Source organism: Brachyspira alvinipulli ATCC 51933 (assembly GCF_000518245.1).
GTDB classification, from domain to species: Bacteria; Spirochaetota; Brachyspiria; order Brachyspirales; family Brachyspiraceae; genus Brachyspira; species Brachyspira alvinipulli.
This window is the reverse complement of record NZ_KI912403.1, coordinates 305,853-327,436: the sequence shown is the minus strand read 5'-3', so window position 1 is coordinate 327,436 and position 21,584 is coordinate 305,853. Positions and strand designations below refer to the sequence as shown.

General features: G+C 25.9%; 18 protein-coding genes. 2 read left to right on the top strand and 16 right to left on the bottom strand.

Annotated features, from left to right (window positions below):
• The first annotated feature begins 84 nt into the window (after positions 1-84).
• Positions 85-1,614, top strand: a complete 1,530-nt coding sequence (locus T324_RS0108945) for a sodium:solute symporter family protein (RefSeq protein WP_028329938.1) — start codon at positions 85-87, stop codon at positions 1,612-1,614.
• Between the two features lie 21 nt (positions 1,615-1,635).
• The gene (locus tag T324_RS0108940) at positions 1,636-2,808 is read left to right on the top strand and encodes a cyclically-permuted mutarotase family protein (protein WP_028329937.1); all 1,173 of its coding nucleotides are present in this window, start codon (positions 1,636-1,638) and stop codon (positions 2,806-2,808) included.
• Positions 2,809-2,882: 74 nt separating this feature from the next.
• On the opposite strand, the gene T324_RS0108935 is transcribed toward T324_RS0108940, so the two are convergent.
• From T324_RS0108935 to T324_RS0108860, 16 genes are all read right to left on the bottom strand, one after another.
• Complete coding sequence (locus T324_RS0108935; RefSeq protein ID WP_028329936.1) at positions 2,883-3,104, bottom strand: putative Se/S carrier-like protein; 222 nt, start codon at positions 3,102-3,104, stop codon at positions 2,883-2,885.
• On the bottom strand, positions 3,098-4,228 hold the full coding sequence (locus tag T324_RS0108930; RefSeq protein ID WP_038375158.1) for an aminotransferase class V-fold PLP-dependent enzyme: 1,131 nt from the start codon (positions 4,226-4,228) through the stop codon (positions 3,098-3,100). The genes T324_RS0108935 and T324_RS0108930 overlap by 7 nt, the downstream gene beginning before the upstream one ends.
• 12 nt (positions 4,229-4,240) lie before the next feature.
• The gene (gene yedF, locus T324_RS0108925; protein WP_028329934.1) at positions 4,241-4,810 is read right to left on the bottom strand and encodes a sulfurtransferase-like selenium metabolism protein YedF; all 570 of its coding nucleotides are present in this window, start codon (positions 4,808-4,810) and stop codon (positions 4,241-4,243) included.
• A 66-nt stretch (positions 4,811-4,876) separates the two neighbouring features.
• Positions 4,877-5,332, bottom strand: a complete 456-nt coding sequence (locus T324_RS0108920; RefSeq protein ID WP_028329933.1) for a CvpA family protein — start codon at positions 5,330-5,332, stop codon at positions 4,877-4,879.
• Positions 5,333-5,334: 2 nt separating this feature from the next.
• A complete protein-coding gene (locus T324_RS0108915) occupies positions 5,335-7,284 on the bottom strand; it encodes a methyl-accepting chemotaxis protein (RefSeq protein ID WP_028329932.1) in 1,950 nt (649 codons plus the stop codon).
• 12 nt (positions 7,285-7,296) lie between these two features.
• A complete protein-coding gene (locus T324_RS0108910; protein ID WP_028329931.1) occupies positions 7,297-9,231 on the bottom strand; it encodes a methyl-accepting chemotaxis protein in 1,935 nt (644 codons plus the stop codon).
• A gap of 147 nt (positions 9,232-9,378) precedes the next feature.
• Positions 9,379-10,776 (bottom strand): MATE family efflux transporter, encoded by a 1,398-nt coding sequence (locus T324_RS0108905; protein ID WP_038375155.1) that lies wholly within the window; start codon positions 10,774-10,776, stop codon positions 9,379-9,381.
• A gap of 140 nt (positions 10,777-10,916) precedes the next feature.
• Positions 10,917-11,522, bottom strand: coding sequence for a hypothetical protein (locus T324_RS0108900; RefSeq protein WP_028329929.1), 606 nt, complete (start codon positions 11,520-11,522; stop codon positions 10,917-10,919).
• Entirely contained in the window at positions 11,519-12,160 is a 642-nt protein-coding gene (locus T324_RS18505; RefSeq protein ID WP_483771102.1) for an AAA family ATPase, read from the bottom strand. Before T324_RS18505 ends, T324_RS0108900 begins: the two co-directional genes overlap by 4 nt.
• A 16-nt stretch (positions 12,161-12,176) precedes the next feature.
• Positions 12,177-12,620 (bottom strand): hypothetical protein, encoded by a 444-nt coding sequence (locus T324_RS18500; protein WP_028329927.1) that lies wholly within the window; start codon positions 12,618-12,620, stop codon positions 12,177-12,179.
• A gap of 59 nt (positions 12,621-12,679) precedes the next feature.
• Complete coding sequence (locus T324_RS18495; protein ID WP_028329926.1) at positions 12,680-12,859, bottom strand: AAA family ATPase; 180 nt, start codon at positions 12,857-12,859, stop codon at positions 12,680-12,682.
• A gap of 54 nt (positions 12,860-12,913) precedes the next feature.
• The gene (locus tag T324_RS0108880) at positions 12,914-13,861 is read right to left on the bottom strand and encodes an N-acetylmuramoyl-L-alanine amidase family protein (protein ID WP_028329925.1); all 948 of its coding nucleotides are present in this window, start codon (positions 13,859-13,861) and stop codon (positions 12,914-12,916) included.
• Entirely contained in the window at positions 13,807-15,966 is a 2,160-nt protein-coding gene (gene topA, locus T324_RS0108875; RefSeq protein ID WP_028329924.1) for a type I DNA topoisomerase, read from the bottom strand. Before topA ends, T324_RS0108880 begins: the two co-directional genes overlap by 55 nt.
• Before the next feature lie 30 nt (positions 15,967-15,996).
• Positions 15,997-17,253: a DNA-processing protein DprA gene (gene dprA / locus T324_RS0108870; RefSeq protein WP_028329923.1), complete on the bottom strand. Its 1,257-nt coding sequence runs from the start codon at positions 17,251-17,253 to the stop codon at positions 15,997-15,999.
• Positions 17,250-17,963, bottom strand: a complete 714-nt coding sequence (locus T324_RS0108865) for a tetratricopeptide repeat protein (protein WP_028329922.1) — start codon at positions 17,961-17,963, stop codon at positions 17,250-17,252. Before T324_RS0108865 ends, dprA begins: the two co-directional genes overlap by 4 nt.
• Positions 17,964-18,123: 160 nt before the next feature.
• Positions 18,124-21,513, bottom strand: a complete 3,390-nt coding sequence (locus tag T324_RS0108860; RefSeq protein WP_028329921.1) for a UvrD-helicase domain-containing protein — start codon at positions 21,511-21,513, stop codon at positions 18,124-18,126.
• Positions 21,514-21,584: the final 71 nt, after the last annotated feature.

The window sequence follows — 21,584 nt, the reverse complement described above, 5'->3', positions numbered from 1 at the left end:
TTTTATATTTTTTATTGACAATGTAACTTTATTTTACTATACTATAATTGTTCACGTGAACAATACATATATTAGGAGAACTATATGGCTTGGCATTGGTTTGACTGGGTAGTCATTGGACTATATTTCATTGTAATGTTTTTAATCGGTATGTTCTTTGCTAGAAGAACAAAATCAACAGATGATTATTTCAAAGCCGGCGGAAGGGTTCCTGCTTTGGTAACAGCTATGAGTATTTACGCTACAGCTTTATCATCTATTTCATTTATTGCTATACCTGCTTCTGTTTATAATAACAGCTGGTTGCTTGGTATGGCTCCTTTAGGTATTATTTTAATGGTATTATGGGCTGCTTATACTTTTGTACCATTCTTTAGAAGAGTTAATGTTACTACTGCTTATGAATATTTAGGAAAAAGATTTGATAATTCTTTCAGACTTGTTGGTAGTTTAACATTCATACTTTTCCACGTTGTAAGAATGGCAATAGTTATTTATCTTCCTACTTTAGCAATACAGCAAGTACTTCCTGATCTTAACCCTGTTTTAATAACAGTTATAGTATCAATATTCTGTGTTGCTTATACATCTATGGGTGGTATAGAGGCAGTATTATGGTCTGATGCTATACAAACAGTTGTACTTCTTTTAGGTGCTTTCTTAGTAATTATAGTAGGTTTCTCATCTGCACCTGAAGGAATAGGTCAAGGATTTAAACTTTTGGCTGATGATGGAAAAATCATAAGCCCTGATTTCTTCTCATTAGATTTAGCTAAATCAAGTATTTGGGTTATGATAGTTGGTGGATTTGTTAACTCTATTTATTCTTATGTAGGTAGCCAAGATATAGTTCAAAGATATGCTACAAATAAAGATGAAAATGAATCTAAAAAAAGTTTATTTATGAATGTTCCTTTACTTTGTACAAGTGTAATAATATTCATAGGTATGGGTTCTGCTTTATATATTTACTTCCATTTCAAAACTACATTACCAGAAAACGTTAATGGTAATGCTATACTTCCTTACTTTGTTGTAAATGCTTTACCAGTTGGTATATCCGGACTTGTAATTGCTGCTATATTCGCTGCTGCTCAATCTACTGTATCATCTAGTTTGAATTCTGTTTCTACTTGTATGACTGCTGATATATTAGAATATTTAAAACCTGGTATGGAAGATGCTAGTAAATTAAAATTTGCTAGATTATCAAGCTGGATAGTAGGTATATTCAGTACTTTACTTGCTATTTACTTCATATTTAATGGTCAAGGTGATATGTTCTTATATTTCCAAGCTATAACAGGTCTTTTAGGAGGTCCTATAGCTGCTGTATTCTTGGTAGGTATATTCTTTGATAAAGTCGAAACTAAAGCAGTATGGGTTGGATTTATAGTATCTGTAATAGTAGCATTCTATATAAGTGATCCTGCTGGTATGCTTACTAAATTTATACCTGGTTATGCTAAACCAAAAATCTTTGAGTTTATGATTTCATTCATAATCATAGGTGTAGGCGTATTGGCTTCTTTCTTAGCTTCTTTTGCTTTTGGAAAACCATCTGCAGAAAAAATAAAAGGATTAACTTATTCTACTACTATAAAAAACAAATAATAAATGTAAGGATATGTATGTATGAAAAAAGTACGCTTAATTTTATTTACTGCTTTTTTTATAGTATTTATTTGCGGATGTTCTAATTCTGTTTCAAACAGTAATAATGCTGTTAATGTATTAGATTCCAAAGTTAATAAGAAAATAGTTTGGGAAGTTGGAGGACATTTACCTGCTCAAACAGGTATGGATAAAAATATCGGAACTGCTGGACTTCTATATGGTTCTTTAGGCGGTAAATATATAGTTGTAGGCGGAGGTGCTAATTTTCCTAATGATCCTGTTATTAATGGAGGAGTGAAAAAAACTTATTCTGATATTTATATGTTGGAAGATAAAAACGGAGTATTAGAAGTAGTAGAACATATTAATTGGGAAAATGAATTAGGCTATGGTGCTTCTATAACTGTTGAAAATGGAATATACTATATCGGCGGTTCTTCTAACCCTGAAGCTGATGATGATATATTATTTATAACATTAAAAGATAATAAATTAAATGTTGAAAAAATAGGTGATTTGCCTTTCTCATTACAAAATGGTGTGGCTGTTTATAAAGATAGTAAATTATATGTTATCACTGGTAAACAAGCAGGTAAAGGAAGCAATAAAGTTTGTGAGTATGATTTGAATACTAAAGAAACTAAAGAATTAGCTCCTGTACCTGGTGAGGCAAGCAGAACTCAAGCCGTTGCTCAATTATTGAATGGAAATATATATGTATTCAGCGGAGGAGATTTAACAGCTTATACTGACGGATATAAATATGATTTTGAAAAAAATACTTGGGAAAAAGTTGCTGATGTAGCTTTGAATAATGAAGCAATATCTTTACTTGGTGCTGTATCTGTTAAACTTAATGAAACAGAAATGCTTGTTATAGGCGGATTCAATAAAGCTGTTTATGATGATGCTGTTTATAATTTAGGAAATCTTCAAGGTACTGTATTAGCTGATTTCAGAGCAAAATATTTCGGTGCTGATCCTTATGAATTTAATTGGAACAGCAATATATTAATTTATAATTGTGAATATAATAGTTGGAGAACAATAGGGGAGGTTCCTTTTGATGCTCCTTGCGGAGAAGGTTTAGTGCTTATAGGAAATAAAATTTATTCTATAAATGGTGAGATTAAGCCTGGTATTAGAACAGATAAAATGTATATTGGTACAATTACTGCCATATCTAACTAAAAAGTTTTCCATAAAGAACGGCTTATCTTTTTATTAAAAGATAAGCCGTTATTATTTTTTATGTATAATATTTTTTAGTTTTCCATATCTTTTATAACAACAACTAAACCTGCAGCTTCAAGTAATGAAATTATATATGCTTTGTCATTATCTTCTATATCTATGGCCATATTACATACTCCAAATACAGGCTCAGGGGCAGGACGTACAACAACTTCTATACCAGCATCTAATAATATTTTTTCTGCTTTTATTAAATCTCTAGGTGTTTGTAAATAACAAAAACTTTTTACCATAATTTATTTCCTAATGTATTTTTTAAATATTCTAAATCTTTTTTTGTAGTATATGGTGAGAATGAAAATCTTATAGCTCCATTTTCATTTTTATAGAAATTATGAGCTAAAAAAGCACAATGAAAACCATATCTGCATTCTATATTATAATCATCATACAATTTGTGAGCTAAATCTGACATACTTATAGAGTTATTTTCCGTTGTTATTGAAAATACAAATCCTTGAGTATCTTTATTTTTAGACCATATAACTTTATATTTATTCATATTTTCTATATGTTTTATAGTATCAACTAAATCATCTATTGTAATATTCCAAACAGGTCTATTTTTTAATGCTGCTAAAAGTCCTATTATACCTACAGTATTTGGGGTTCCAGGTTCATATATTTCAGGTACACTGTAAGGAGTTTCATATCCATCTCCAAATCCGCCTCCGAAATATCCTGCTGGTAAGTTTGTTGGATCTTTCACATAAAATCCTCCAGTACCAGTAGGACCAAGTAATCCTTTATGACCAGTAAAAGCAATAAAATCCACATTCCATTCATCAGCTTTTATTTCATGTACTCCTAATGCTTGTGTAGCATCTACAAGCAGAGGTATTTCACCTATAGCTTCTTTTATTTTTTGTATAGGCTGTATAACTCCGCTTATATTGCTTTCCATATTTATAATAACTAATGATATTTTATCTTTTTTTATAATATTGGAAAGTGCTTCAATGTCTATTGTACCTCCATCTAAAGAAGGTATGATATTATATTCTACATTTCTGTTTTTACTTAATTTATGAACCGGTCTTAATGTTGCATTATGTTCTAATGTTGATATAAGAATTTTACAGTCATGCAAATTAAGACCATTAAGTATATCGTTTATAGATCTAGTAGCACCAGGGGTGAATATTACATTAGCATCATTTTTGGTGCCAATAAATTTATTAGCTAATATTTCCCTACATTCTTCTATTTTTTGTGTTGTTTTTTTTCCCCTTTGAGTATTGACTCTACCATATGTCCCACCAATATTGACTATGAAATCATACATTGCATCAGCTACCTCTTTAGGTTTGGGAAAACTAGTTGTGGAATTATCAAAATAATAATCTTTATGTTCCATAATAAATTAAACTTATGCTCTTATTACAGCAGATGCATTTGCCATAGCTTCTATAATGCCAAGCATATTTGTTTGTTCTTCTACTTTTATTCCTTCTAATTCATAGAATTTTACACAAGTTCCGCAGAAAAATATTTTTATTCCAGCATCTCTTAATTCTTGTAATAATTTTTTATAAGGTTCTTCTACGCCTAAATAAACTCCTCCATTATAGCAATATAATGCTTCAGGTTTAGGCGTAGAATCTTTTAACGCTCCTAAAAATGATTTTAATAATAATTCTCCAAGCTCATCATTTCCTTGTCCCATAACTTTTTTATCAACAACAGCAATTATAGGTCCTGATGACTTTTCTTTGTTAGATGTTAAAGATAATTCTTTATTTTTTGTAATTTTAAAGTTTTTACCTTCATTAGTATAAGTAATACCATTATTTTTTAGGAAATCAGTTATATTATGAAATGCAACATCATCATCTATTAATACTTCTATTTCCTCATTTAATGCTGCATTTGTTATTGCAGTTTTAGTTAGAATTAATGGTTTTGGGCAAGGTATGCCTCTAGCGTCTATTGTTTTCATATTTACTTCCTTAAATAAAATTTGCAATAATATAATATAATAAAATGATTTTATTGTCAATTATAATTAAACTAATAAACTATAATTACTTTTACTAAAAATATTATAAATATATATTGCTATTTTTGATTGATTGATTATATCATTGTATTTACTATCTAATGATATAAGCAAAGAAACTATTATTGCAATAATGAAACATGATATAAATAATAATACTATCGCTCCAAGAACTCTATCAACCCAATCTAAAAATATTGCTTTTAATATTTTTTTAAAATTTATTTCTATTTTTGATAGAATTATTCTTATAATAGAATAACTAGCTATAAGTGATATTATTTTTAGTATGAGAGAATGATTAAAATATTTGGACATATGATTATATATTAATGGTGCTGCTATAAGAGTTATAACTATTGCTATAATAGGTATAGTCATAGATATAAAACCCTTACAAAAACCATATATAAAAAGTATGGATAATATTATAATCAATACAGTATCAACTGTTGTAAACATCATTATTTCTTTAATAAAGCAATTATAGGTGCAAATGTAAAGCTGCTTTTTTTTCTATGAGTGTTAATAATATTAGATAATGCTTCTATATCAGTATGTGAAAATGATGAATAATTTCCTATCTTTTTAGTTATATCATTTAATTCATTTTTCGCTTTTATCATATTATTAAAATTATTGAATATTTTAGATATATCCTGATTTTGATAATCTATTTTAGAGTTCAAATTGTTTTGAACTTCAAGCATAGCAGCTATATTTTCTTTAACAGCTAATACTATTAAATTTTGATTTACTAATATATTTGACATAGTTTCATTATATTGATCTAATGATTTAAAATGACTAAGTTTTTTAGAATCAGTATTAATATTTGTTTCTATATCGTTTATGTATTTATCAATACCTTTTATCATTTTATTAACTTCTCTTTCTATTATTTTACAACGGTCTTTTATATAGAAAGAAGAGTTTTCTATAACTACCAATCCAGCAAATATATCTGTAAGCATCTTTTCTATAGATTCTGTACCTTTAGAAATTTCAAATGACAGAGTACCTATTTCCTTTGCTACGACTGAGAAACTTTTACCATAAAAACCTGCTTTAGATGCTTGAATTCCGGCATTTATTGATAATAGGTTTGTTTTATTAGTTATGGATTTGATATATTCTATAGTTTCATATATGGAATCTGTTATATTATTTACATCTCTAAATTGGTTAGCTGATTCCATTATATTATTTAAGAATTTATCAGAAGTTTCCTTTAATCCTATTTTTATGTTTTTTAGATCATTATTTAATGATATAATCTGATCATTAGAAAAGTCAGATTCTTTCATGTTAGCAATGGTTTGATTTAATATTCTAAAATGATCCTGCATTTGGTTTTTATATTTATCAAAGAACGTAAAAATTGTATTTGTATATTTTAATCCGTCTTTTATTATGTTTTTCTTTGTGTTTTTTGCATCTACTAAATTTTCATTTGCTTCTAGTATAGCATCTATTTTATGATTAATAATATTATAAGCATCTTTACTTTCTTTATCTATTTCAAATACAAACATAGAAGTATCCATTAAATTTTTATCTATTGTATTTAATGCTTCAGATATTCTATCTATATTGTTTAATGTTTTTAAATTTAAATGAAGTCTGTTATTTAATAAACTCTCTTTCTTTATAGAATCAAGAGCATTCTTAGTAAATGATGCAAATATAGCTATAGATCTAAAAGAAGAAGATATTATAATAGCTAAACCTATTCTGTCAAAATCTAATCCATTTAATGTTTTATCTACATAAATATATCTAATTATCAATATTAATGCTAATATATTTGAAAGGACCATAATTATATTATTTTTATAGTTATAATTTATAATCATATCTGATATTATGGATATAAATGTTAAGAAAAATACAAATAATATTATGTATGTCTTATAAAGAAAGAACTCTCCAGTTGGTCTTATAAAATATGATATGCTTGTAGAATCATAATAATTTACAGTAGTTGCAAAAAAAGTATTTGAATACATTATACTTACAATCATTAAAACAATTGATGAAGTTATACTAATGATAAATATTCCTGTATTAATATTTTTTAATGCTTTTATGCTTCCTATAAAACTTGTAGAGTTTATAGGCATTAATATTACAGCAGCGAGTATTATAATATTATTTGATATAACTAATATAGAGGAAAGTTGCTGATTTATTCCATATAATTCCAAGAATATTATAATAAGGGATAGAATATTATATATTAAAATTAATATAAGTGTAATAGAAATAGTTATATATGTTGCCTTTCTTGTTTTTATTGCCAATAATAAATATAACATAATAAATATTGACATTACAGAAACACCGATTACTGGTACTAATAATTTTAATATTGTTATATTATATCCAGATATTAAATTTGATAATATATTCATAACTATTCCTCTTTATATAACTTTAGAATATTCATCAACTTTAGATTCTAAATCATCAGTATATTCTAAGAATTTTGTAATTTCTTCATTAAGTTTATTTGTTACAGATTCTAAATCATCAGAGGTAGCTAATAATTTATTCATATCGCGCATTAGATTTTTTACTTCTAAATTTTGTATAGAAGCTTTTTCTGCTATATTTTCTATGTAATTATTAATTTCCTCTATTTTATTTTTTATATTAACAAAATCATTTTCCTCATTAATTATTATATTTGTCATATTGGATATAGAGCTATATAGTTTGTCTGTACTTTTTATAATATTCATATTATAATCATTTTGTTTTTCCATACCTCTGTTAAATCTATTTAACTTATCATAATAACTTGATATTTCTTCTATTAAACTTGATATATTATTGTTAATATTATTTTTTGAATAATTAAATTTTTTGAATATATCTTCTATTTTGAATAATAAATTCTGCATTCTATTTGTAGCTTGAGCTGTTTCAGTTACAAGTTCTGATACTTCTTTTGATACAACAGAAAAGTTATTATACCATTCTCCTGACTTTGATGCTTGTATACTTGAGTTTATAGCTAGAGTTTTGGTTTTATCTGACATATTATTCATAAACAATATAATTCTATTAATTTGAAAACTCAATTGATTAAAAGATTCCGATTTTCCAAGTTCTTTAGCAAAATTTAATTCTTCTGCATTAAGTTTATCTTGGAAATATTCAAATTCGGTAATTACTTTTTTACTTTCAGATTGTAAATAATATATTTTTTCTATAGATTCTTGTAATTTTGCATTAGATTCTTCCAATGTTTTCTTTTGTAATTCTACAGACATTTGCAAATTAGGGTAGGTGTTTATAAGTTCCTCTATTTTTTCTAAATTTGTATTACCATCATTTAATTGGAAACTTTCTATAGTAATAAATTCATTTGTATAATCTATAATTTTATTGATATCATTTTTAAAATTATTTATAGTTGAGTATGTATTTTCTACTTTAGATACCAAATTACTTACAGATTCTTTAAAACTTTCTTTTAATTCGGATAATTTTTCAGATGTAGTTATTGCTGTATTTATTATAATAGAATCCTGAGCTTTGATGCTTTCCAGATCATAATATTGATTGCTTTTTTTATGTATTGCTGATATAAATCTGCTTACAGATGAATATATCATTATTATATTAAATATAGAATAAACAAGTGTTACTCTTGAAAAAGTCCAATTAGGGAATACTAGAAAACCGCTTGAATATTGATAATATATTGATATACCATTAAAATCATCAAAAAACGCTAAAGATATTAATGATATTAATACTAATCCTAATATATTCTCTCTAACTAATTTATTCACTGACATTTCATATATAAAAGAAGATATTATAACAAAACAGTATATTGTGAATACAAAATCTCTAAATATATATGCTGCTCCTAATTCCCCCCTACTTTTTATACTCTTTTGCATTGTTTCATTAAGAGTTGTCATTGGATCTTTTGTAGATATAAATAATTGAGGATATAATAAAGCTATTGCTGATATTAAAATAAATAAAAATACAGCTGCTATATATAATTTTTCTAATACAGAATGATAACTTTCATTTAATTTTAATTTATTTTTTATATATATTAACCATGGTATTATAGTAAGTGATAATGCTATTTGTTCAAACTTATATAAATTAAGAGAAATTTCGGAATTAGGGTTAGACAATGATATAATTATATTAGCTGCCTCTAAAGCAGAGAATACAAAGGAAAGAAAACCTATAGCTAATATTATAGCCTGAGTTTCTTCATATAATTGAAGATATATATATGCATATAATATTATACCAACTAATGATATGATAGTTGCTATAACAGGAATTCCTAATTCTAGTGTTATTATGGTAAAATTATAATTCATAAGTCCTCTAAAATATAAAACTATTTAGGATATTATAAGTTAATTTTTATAATTATAAAGCATAAAAAATAAAATTAACTAAAAAATAAAATATCGTTTATATATTCGGAATTACTTTATTAACTATTTACATGCAATAGTATTTTTTTATTCTGTAAGTTTTTTTACCCATCGTTCTTTTCTTAACATTATGATTCCAATGGTTATTTTTATGAAATCAGTTAGTTTAGCTATTCCAAACATTGCAACTGGACCTACAGATGTGAATTTAGCTAAAATTAAAGCTATAGGAGCAAATAATAGCAAAGATACAGGAACATCTACAGCTACTCCGAACATAGTATCTCCTCCAGCTCTTGAAACGGCAAATTGGGAATTAATGTAAGTCCATACAGGCATATAGCATGATACCAATATAACCAAGTTTCTAGTAATTGTTTGAGCATCAGGTGTTAATTTTGAAAATATAATAGGTATTAAAAATATTGATGACATTTCTATTAATCCTATTATAATACCTGCCACTATAGCACCGCTTCGTATCCATTTTGCTTTTTTTCTAGCATCATCAAGTTCTCCGCGTCCTAATGTGCCTCCCACAACAACCATAGTGGAAACAAATATTCCTTGAAATACTAAAAAGAAAATATTTGCTATTGTAAAGCCAGATGCCATACCAGCCACAGTTTCTGCACCGCCTCTGCTGTTATAAAGAGCTGTCATAAACATTTCGCTTATACCCCAGCTTATTTCACTAAAAAATATTAAACTTGATTTGCTTAGCATAGAATAAAATACATTTAATTTGACTTTTAAAATTTCTCTAGTTCTTACATAAAATTTCTCTTTATGAAGTTTTATATATACTATAAATAAAATCATTTCTATTATTCTAGCTATTAATGTAGCAATAGCAGCACCTTTTTCCTCTAATCTTGGAGCACCAAAATTACCATATATAAGTATGTAATTTCCAGCTGTGTTACAGAATGTGGCTATAACTGATATTATAAGCGGAATATGAGGTTTTCCTATTTCTCTATATGATGTACCTATAGCACCTGATATTGATATTGGTATAAAAGTAAATGCTATTATACTCATATATTTTGTGCTGGATATTAATATTTCTTCTTGGGATGCATTTCCTTGAGTCATTAAACGCATAAATATTTCAGGATTAACGAGCATTAATATCATATAAGTAATAGATATTATAAGAGGAAGTATAACTTTGAATCTGAATGCCTGCTGCATACCTTCTTTATTATCAGCACCATTATTTTGAGCCATATATATTCCACCAGCACCATAACATGTATTTAGTATAACCAAATATATAAAGTTCATTTGATTAGATACATTTACCGCAGCCATTTTTATATCACCTAGTTCTGCAACCATGAAATTATCTATTAATGATACCATTCCCATAATAAGCTGCTGAAGCATTACTGGTACTGCAATGGATATGCATAATTTATAAAAATCAAAGTTGCCGAACATAGTTATTTTATTATTGGATTTTATTGAATTGGTATTCATAAGTATAATCTCTTTATTTTTAGTGTTTAGAAGTATGTTTTAAGCCTATTTAATAAAAAACGTGAAGTAATATATAACTAATTGTATATTTGTCAATATGTTTTATAAAATTTTTTTACTAGATATAATAAAATTTTTCTTTAATTAAAATATTTACTAATAAAGTCTTTTTCAAAACTTCCAAAAGATGATATTTTTACATCTTTGAAATAACGGCTTTTATAATCTGTTGTCAATCTTGCACAATCTTCATTCATGTTAACTCTATTTCTATTTTCTTTATTTTCTGAAATATTGTTTTCTGAATTTTCATTTGCTATTAGGTAATAATATATATTTAAATCTAAAATAGAATTAAATTTAATATTTGCATCTATCATTTTATTAATTATTTTATGTATTGTTATTAAACTTTCTATGCCTTTTAATTTTATTTCATTTTTTAATTTTTGCTTAAAATCTTTACTGTTTTCTGAATTTATTAATAAAGATGTATTTTTAAATTCTATTAAATATATTATATTATTCTGTATATGTATCATATCGGCTGATTTTGGTCTGTTATTCTTTTTTATATTAAAAGTTATTTTATCAAAATCAAAAACTTCTGCATCTGAATTTATGTTGCTTATATTCTTATAAAAATCTTTGCATACTTCTGATATTTTATCTTTGCAATTATTAAAATATGTATTTAATATATTATTTAATTGATTTGTAATATAGTTTATTTCTTCTGATGTCATTTTTCTGACTCATTCCATAATGTATCTTCATCTAATTTTCTGTAAGCATCGGCTAAAGTTTTGTATATGCTTTCTATATTATCATTAACATTTTTTATTACAGCATAACCGTCATCTTGTTTTTCACTTAAATAAAAGTTAGTTTTATCAGCAATTTTTTCTGATTTTTCTGAATATTTTTGTATAGCTTCTATAAAGTATGGACTATGAGAATTAATTAAAATTTGTATATCCAATTCTTCAGCCATTTTTACCATAAGTTTAGCATATTCAATTTGCCATTTAGGATGCAGATGTACTTCAGGCTCATCAAGTATTAGAATATGTTTATCATCAAAAATACCTGATTTAAGAAGTAAATCTATTATAGCAAAAGATTTTATTCCTACAGCAGTATTTGAAAGTTCTATATAGTTGTTATTTTTTTGGAATAGTAATATATTTTTTACATCATCATATTCTATAAAACCACTTATATTTTTTTGTATTTCATCTGATAATTTTTTTGTTTTATTTAGTTCTTCAAAAAGAAAATAATTAGTATCTATTGTATACTTATCTCTATTTTCAATTATTTTTTTACTTAAATCTATTAAATGATTATCAATAGTATATTTTTTTAATTTATAAGGTGTTATATAATTTTCTATTATGTTAAATATAAATGGGGTTTCTATACGTTATATTAGATGCATATACATTTCCTATTAATTCATCATCGTCAAATTGATTATTTATAATATTTATATTAATAATTTTGTTATTATCTTCTAATATAGATATATTTGATTTTTCACAATTAAAAGATTGTACATTATTTTTTAATTCATTTAATATATGCTGTTTGATACTATAATACTTTATTTCATTAATGTTTGGTTTTTTTCTTAAGATATCAAAATATTCTTGAATATCTTCTTCTATGCAGTTGTATAAATCATATATTTGAAGTAAATTTTTAAATTCTTCAAATATATAGTAGTATTTATCTAGATTATCTATATTAAAATCAAAAAAGCTTATTATTTCATTTATTTTTTCTTGAAATCCATTTAAATCTGATTTATTTTTTCTAATTAAAGAGTTTTCATCATTCATTTTTTTGATGAATTCATTTTCTAATTTTCTTACTATATTTCTTGTTATAGGATATATTTTTATTTCTTCAACATATTCTTTGTAGTTTTTTCAGCATTGTTCAAACCAGCAACAACAGAATATAAAGCCTTTCCAACTGTACTTTTACCTGTATCATTTTCACCAGCTATTAAAGTAAGTCCGTCTAATATGATATCAGCTTCTTTTATCATTCCTATATTTCTTAATTGAAGTTCCATATTGATTCCAAGTTATTATTAAATGATTTAGAATATTATTATATATTCAAAAAATTATTTTGTAAAACCTTCTGTCTTTTCAAAAACTTCTATATATTGTTTTATGCCTTCAGCTGTTGCTTTTACCATTTTTAATCTTGTTTCTTTTGTATTCATAAATTTGGCATCATCTGGATTTGTTATAAACCCTATCTCTATTAAAGTAGAAGGCATTATAGCACCTTTTAAAACATAGAATAATGCATTCTGAACAGGTTTTGTTCTTTTTGCAACTCCTGATACTTTAAGAACTTCTGAAGTAATTGATTCTGCTAATAATTTACTTTCTTTTTGATACTGTTCCACTAACATATAGTTATGTGTTATTTGAGATGAATCTTTTTCATATTTTGAAGTATCTATATTATCAAATTTAACTAAAGCCTCATTTTCAAACATTGATACAGCTCTTGCATATTCGCTTGATTCCTGAGCACTTACAAAATAAGCCTCAAAACCTTTAGCATTAGGACTAAATGAAGCATTTGCATGTACGCTTACAAATAAAGCATTTTTTGCCTTATCAGTATTTATTTTGGCAGCATTATTAGCTATCTCAAAACGTTCTTCAAGAGTAGGGTAGGTATCCTTTGTTCTTGTAAGTACTATTTTTACATTTGGAAGTATTTCTTCTAACTCTTCTTTTAATTCTAATGAAAAAGCAAGTACAACATCCTTTTCAAATAATCTGTTTACACCAATAGCACCTGGATCTTTTCCTCCATGTCCTGGATCTATTATAATTGTAGATATTGTTTTTTCATTAAACTTACTTACAGCAGGATTAAAAGCATTTTTTAAATCTTCTATCTTGATGTTTAAATTATTTAACTTTATCTTATCATTGTTTTGGCTGTACAATAAGCAAGTATTAATAAACAGAGTTAATACTACAGTAAAAAATAATGTTATTCTTCGTCCTCTTTGATTTCCTCTGAATAACCACAATCTTCCTTGATACAAACTTTAAACAATCCTTTGTTTTTTATGTTCCTTTCAACCATAAGTCCATTACATTTAGGACAAGGTTCTTGAAGAGGTTTATCCCAGCTTACAAAATCGCATTTAGGATAATTGGAACATCCGTAGAATTCTCTTCCTCTTTTTGAACGTTTTAAAGTTATATCTCCACCGCATTTAGGACAAACACCAAAAGAAATACCTTTAGTATTTTTACATTCAGGAAATCCGGAACAAGCTATAAAGTATCCGTATCTTCCTAAACGCTTAATCATTTTTTTACCGCATTTTTCACATACAAAATCAGTTTCTTCATTGAAAAAGTCTTTCATATTGTTTATGTTTTCAGTAGCTGTTTTCAATGTATCCAAAAAATGAGGATAGAATTCTTTTAATATATTATTCCATTCTATATTATCGTCTTCTATTTTATCAAGTTTACTTTCCATATCAGCAGTAAAGTTAATATTTACGAGTTCTGGGAAGTTTTCGCTTATAAGCTCATTAACAAGTTTTCCTAATTCTGTAGGTATCAACTGCTTTCCCTTTCTCTGTACATAATGCCTTGATATAATTGTTTTAATAGTTGGGGCATAAGTAGAAGGTCTGCCTATCCCTGATTCCTCAAGTATTTTTACGAGTGAAGCATCTGTATATCTTGGAGGAGGTGTTGTAAAATGCTGCTGAGGATTATTTTCAACAAATTCACAAACATCATCTTTTGATAAATTAGGCATTTTTGAAGCTTTTTCTTTATCTTCTTTATCTATTGTAAGAACTTTCATAAATCCGTCAAATTCTATTTTTGAAGAAGATAGAGTAAATTCACAATCTCCAGCAACTATTATAGCCCTTGTATTTTTCATTTTTGCAGGAAGCATTTGTGAAGATACAAATCTCTCCCATATAAGTTTATACAGTTTATATTGATCTGTTTTTAAATATTCTTTTATACTGTCTGGAGTTAAGAATACATTAGTAGGTCTTATAGCCTCGTGTGCATCCTGAGCATTCTTTTTTACTGAATATGTAGGAGGTTCTGAAGGCAAATAATTGCTTCCGTATTCTTTTCCTATAAATTCTCTTGCTTGTTCCTGAGCAACAGGAGATATTCTTACACTATCAGTACGCATATATGTTATTAAACCAGTTGCCTCTCCAGCAATATCAACACCTTCATAAAGTGATTGTGCTACCTGCATAGTTTTTGAAGCACTATAACCCAATGCACTGCTTGCTGCCTGCTGAAGTTTACTTGTTGTGTAAGGAGCTGTAGGGTTTCTTAATCTGTCTTTTACTTCTATGCTGGCAACAGTATAAGTTTTATCTTTAAGATGCTCCATTATATCATCAACATCTTGTTTAGTTTTTAAATCTGGTTTTTCACCTTTGTATTTTTGAAGTTCTGCTAAAAACTCTTTATTTTTATGTTTCAAAAATACTCCAAAAGTCCAATATTCTACAGGTACAAATGTTTCAATTTCATCTTCTCTATTGCATATAATAAGAAGTGCTACGTTTTGAACTCTTCCGGCAGAAAGTCCTCTTTTAATTTTATCCCAAAGCAAAGGACTCAAGTTATAACCAATAAGTCTGTCTAATACTCTTCTTGCTTTCTGAGCATTAACTTTTGAAATATCTATATCTCTAGGCTGATCAATAGCTTCTTTTAAAGCATCTTTTGTTATTTCATGAAATACTATTCTTTTTATAGGTACAGCAGAGTTTACTCCTCTTATTTTGTTTCCTATATGCCAAGCAATGCTTTCTCCTTCTCGGTCATCGTCGGCAGCAAGTAAAACTTCTTCTGCTTTTTTAGCTTCTTTTTTTAAATCATTTAATATTTTAGCTCTTCCTCTTATTGTGATGTATTCAGGTTCAAAACCATTATCAACATCTATAGCAAGTCTGCTTCTAGGTAAATCTATTAAATGTCCCATAGAAGATAGTACTAAATAATCAGAGCCTAAATATCTGTTAATTGTTTTTGCTTTTGCAGGAGACTCTACTATAACTAGTTTTTTCTTCTTACTATTAGATTCCTTTTTCCCTTTTGTTTTTTTAGCCTTTGTATTTTTTACCTTTTCGTCTGTTATTGTATCAGCCATAAATAAAATCTCCTTTAAATCCTAATTAAGTTATTTTTCTATAGTATAATATTTTCCTGCTAATTGTTTTATAAGCCCGCTAATTTCCAATTGCATTAATATTGAAGTTATAATTTGAACTTTTATATTGCTTTTTTCTATAATATCATCAATATGTATTTTATCAGATTCGCTTATTATATTATAAAGAGCAGATTCATCTTCTTTTAAATTATTGATTATTTCATTGTTTTTTGTTTTTTTATTTTCTTTAACCTTTTTTTTCTTTTTTACATCATCATTATCATTTATATTAATTTCTATATGCTCTCTTATCTCATTTTTATTATTTTTATTTTTTCTTATATCTCCGCCTTCAAAATATTTTAATTTCATTTTCACATAATCATCATCATTTGAAAATATAGAATCAAAATCTTCTAATATATCCATTACATTATGAGCTATTTTAGCACCGTCTTTATACAGTTTATGATTTCCAAAATACGAACTATTTTTTTCATCATAAGGAGCAATATAAACATCTCTTCCCTGATTTAAAGCATAATCAACAGTAATCAATGCTCCGGATTTGCTTGCTGCTTCTACCATAACAACAGCATAAGAAAGTCCTGATATAATTCTGTTTCTTCTTGGGAAATTTGTTCTATCAGGTTTCCTTCCTATTTCAAATTCGCTTACAATTACACCTTTTTCTATTAATTTATCATATATTTTTAAATTTTCAGATGGATAAACTGTATCTATTCCATTGCCTAAAACAGCAGCCGTATTAACCAAAGATGATATAGCTCCAAGATGTGCTTCTCTGTCTACTCCTTTAGCCATTCCGGATACAACAGATATATTCAAAGATGATAATTTACTTGCAAGTTCAAAAGAATATTTACAGCTTTCCTTTGTAGGATTTCTTGTTCCTACTATGGCTATAGAATTGCGTCTTAATTTTTTCAAATCACCTTTATAGTAGAGTATGTATGGAGGATTATCTATTTGCTTTAAATTAAAAGGATATTCATCATCAAATAGGGTTAATATACCTATACCGTAATCATTTGATTTTTCTATTATGTTTCTTGCCTTATCCAATATTTCATTCTTTTCAAATTTTCCTATTTGAGATTTGAATTTTTTTTCTATTAATGATTTTATATTTTCTTCTTTATCTTCAAATATATTTTCTACAGATTCATAATGATTAATTAGTTCTGATATTCTTCTGTCTCCTACTTTATCAATTTGATTTAAGGCAATCAAATATGTTTTTATATCATTACTACTGTTCAATTTTGCTGTCCTATAATTTGATTAATATTATTTAATGCAGTCTGCTTAATAGAAGTTTCAGTAGCAAGATTTGATATTTTTCTATATGCTGCTACAGCTTCATTATAGTTTTCTCTGCTGTATTGTATTCTAGCTAATATAAATAAATAGTCTATGTTGTCAGGACTCATTTCTACAGCTTTGCTTATATTTTCAAATGCTTCTTCATATTTGTCCTGCTGTATTCCTTTTAAAGATGCTAATGCGGCATAATAATTTGCATTATTTGGATCTTTGCCAATAGCAAAATTTATATTTGTTTCTGCTCTATTTATAAACTCTGTTTTTTTTTCCGGAGTATCTGCACTGTCGGCCAAATTAGCATAGGATATACCTAAACCATATCTTAAATACGGACTATTTGGAAGTATTTTTAATGCTTCTGTGAAATATTTTGCAGAGTAAGCGTATTGTTGTTTAGCTAAACTTCTTTCTCCCAATACTCTATAAACAGATGCCAATCTATCCTGAGCATATATTTTTTGATTAATAATATCATTATATATTGAAGTTATTTCAAGCAAAGCTTGGTCATCATCTTCATTTTTACCTTTTTCATATAAATTATAGGCTCTATTTAAATTAAACCTATTACTGAAAATTTGCATATTGCATGATATTAAAGATAAAAAACAAATAGCTAATACTATACATTTATAAATTATTCTCATTATATATTCCTTACCTTTTATAATATATACATATTACAAAAAAAGTAAAGGAAATTATTAATATATATAGTATATAATTAATAAAAATATAATGTTTAATATAAATGTATAGTGTTTTTTTGTTTTGATTATCATGTATTTTATATATATAAGAATATTTTTATTTTAAGAATATAAGTCCAGTGCTAATTTTATTTTCATTTTCTATATTAAATACATTTTGCACCATGGATTTATAAGTATCTAATTGAGGCTTATAATAGTCTTCTTTTTCCTTGCTGTACTTTGAGGTTTTATAATCTAATACAAAATATTCATTAGTATTAACATTCTTTGTAATTAAATCTATGTTTCCGGTTATTGTCTTGTCTTCATCATAATGCTGAAAAGTATGTTCCCTAGATATTATTATTTCATTTCCATTTATTATATTTTGTATATGCTGATTTTCAAATAATTTATCGAATGCTGTATTTAAGTTTTTAATTAATTGATTTTCATTGTAATGATTATAGCTTTTAATTACATCCATTTTTATTTTATCTAAATATATTTCTTTTTCTTTTTTATATTTTTCAAAATCAAAATGTTCTAATATTTTATGTATTATAGTACCCATATCTTTATATGATATGAATGAAACATCCTCATCATAGTTTGCTTCATTGTCAATATCATTTTCTAATTCTGATATTTTCTCATCAAGAATTGCTGAAATATCATTAAAATTTCTTTCATAATGATTTATCAAAGAAGGATTAATATTCAATCTTGTTTTTATTTCTTTTTCTTTTATATTTTTTTTATTATTTTTTATATTTTCTATTTTCTTTTTGATTTCTTCTATATTTATTTGATGATTATTTATTTCTTCATTAGGTTTTATTGCCAATCCATAAGTATAAATATTCATAAATTTATTATTTATATCTTTAACTTCTATTATTTCATTAATATCTTCGCTTAGATTTTCTGCTTTATAATCATTAATTTCATTACAGTAATTGTTTATATATGTTCTGTAACTGTTGTTTTTTGATACTCTGGAACATTCTCCTGATAATATTAGATTATTAGATGCTCTTGTTAAAGCAACATATAAAAGTCTCTTTTTTTCTGATGAATTACTTTGTTTATTGTATTCGCTATCTAATGCACAAAAATCAAAAGTTTTGTAATTGTTTTTTCCATATATAGGGAGTTTTATTAATGGGGCATCATCTATAAAATCAAAATCATTTGTTATTGGATTTCTAGCATGTCCTATTCCTGCAACAAATACATTATCAAATTCCAATCCTTTGGATTTATGTATAGTCATTATTTTTACAGCTTCTACAGATAATTTTGGTATAGATGAATAAGGCATATCATTGCTTATATTTTGAATAGATAAAACAAAGTCATATATGCTGTGTCCTGTTTGATTTTCGAATTCATAGGCTATATTTTTTAATTTTTCTATATTAGCATAAGCAAGTTCTGCATCTTCTCTTGTCATTAAATAATTATAATAATTTGTTTCTGTACATATAGTTTCAATTGCTTCTGCTGTATTCATAGTAACTATTTTATTTTCTATTGTGTTTAATAGATTTTTGGCTTTTTCTAATTGTTTGTAATAGCTTTTTGATTTTACTATTTCAAGTATTTTATCATAATTATTTTTGTTTATTGTATGTACAGGAAAATAATCATTTATATCCAAATTATTAATAAGTAATGTGAATAAGAAATCTGATAGATTACTTATGTCTATGTCAAAGAAATCACTTCTTAATAAGATAGTTAGTTTAGCATGGTCTCTAAGTATTAAATATTCCAAGAATGTTTTTATTAAAATTATTTCTTCTCTCTCATAGAATCCGTTTCCGCCGTCTATATAATATGGTATTTTCAAATCTGATAATGCTTTTAAATACACATTTAATCTTTTTGTTGCTTGAAGAAGTATAACCACATTTTTATAATCATTGCTGTAGTATTTTTTTATGTATTTTGCTATGCTGTATGCTTCTAGTTCCGTTTTATATTCTATGCTTTTTATTAATTGGGAATTTTCATCTTGAACATTATTGTTTAATACCAATATAGATACAGACTTATCATTTGTTTTTTTATTATATACTAGATTATCTTCATCTATGTATTTAATTTTATCATCTTTAAATACTATTTCTTGAAAAAACTCATTAAAGAACTCTATTAACATAGAGCAGCTTCTGTAATTATCTTTTAAATATCTTACATTTTTTTCAAATATTTCTTGAGTTTTTGTAAAAGCATTTAAATTGGCATTTCTAAATCTGTATATGGATTGTTTTCTATCTCCTACTATCATTATTTTTTTGTTTGTTTTATCTTCGCTTTTTACATCTCTTTTTCCATATGCTATTAAATTCATAAATGCAAACTGAAGTGAGCTTGTATCTTGTGCCTCATCTAATATTAATGTGCTTATATTTTCTCTAATTTCTTTTGAAATATTATCATTTTCTAATGCTTCTATAGCTTTATGCATTATATCTTCATAAGAGTAGGCACCTATAATTTTTTTTACATATTCAAATCTATTGAAAGTATCTTTTATAAAATTGATAACAGTTATATAATTTTCTTCATTATATAATATATTAACATAATTAATCATAATTGTGCAAAGTGGCTGTAATGCTGAAAGAACTGCTCTGAAATCATCATGTTTGGTATTACCTAATTTTGCCTGAGATGCTTCGTATAGAGCATTTGTTATGTATTCATAGTCTTCTATATGTAATGCTTTTACATTTTCTTTATCTTTTATTAAATCTATTTTTTCTATTAAAAGAGATAATTTATTCTGACAGTCATTTATGTATTTTCCGGTTTTTGATTTATCATCAATTAAATCTATGCTATGATTATATATTTCATTGTATAATTTGTCATATTCTTCTTTATCTATATTTATTATTTCTAATGCTTTTTTTTCAAAGTTTTCAATATTTTCCAATCTAGGTTTTATTTTTATTAAAAACTTTAATATTTTATCTGCAAATTGATTTTTTGATTCTTCTGTATATATTCTGTATAGCTTTCTTATTTTTTCTGTGTATGAAACATCTTTTAAAACATTAAGTATTTCATCTTTTAAACGATTATTGAATTCAGAACTATCTTCAAGTATTGCTATATTAGGAGGCATGGAAAGTCCCATAGAATGCTCAAGAACTATTGAATGAGCAAATGAGTTAATAGTAGATATTTTAGCACTTGTTAATATATCTCTATAAATATTCTGCCAATATTTTTTGTCATTTTCTGATTTAGCTTCTTTTATTTCATTTCTTATTTTGAGCCTTATTCTTATAAGCATTTCATTTGCGGCAGCTTTTGTGAAAGTTATTACAACTATGTTTGATACTCTTTCTTTTTTTCTTAATAATTCTAAATATAGTTCTGTTATAGTGCTGGTTTTACCAGTTCCAGCTGAAGCATTTACAAAACATACGCCATTGTTAAAAAAACAATCCAATATTTCTTTTTGTTTAGAATTTAAAGAAAATTTCATTACTATATAATAACATGAAAAAATAATAATTCAAATTTAAAATGCTTGAAAAATATTATATATATATTATG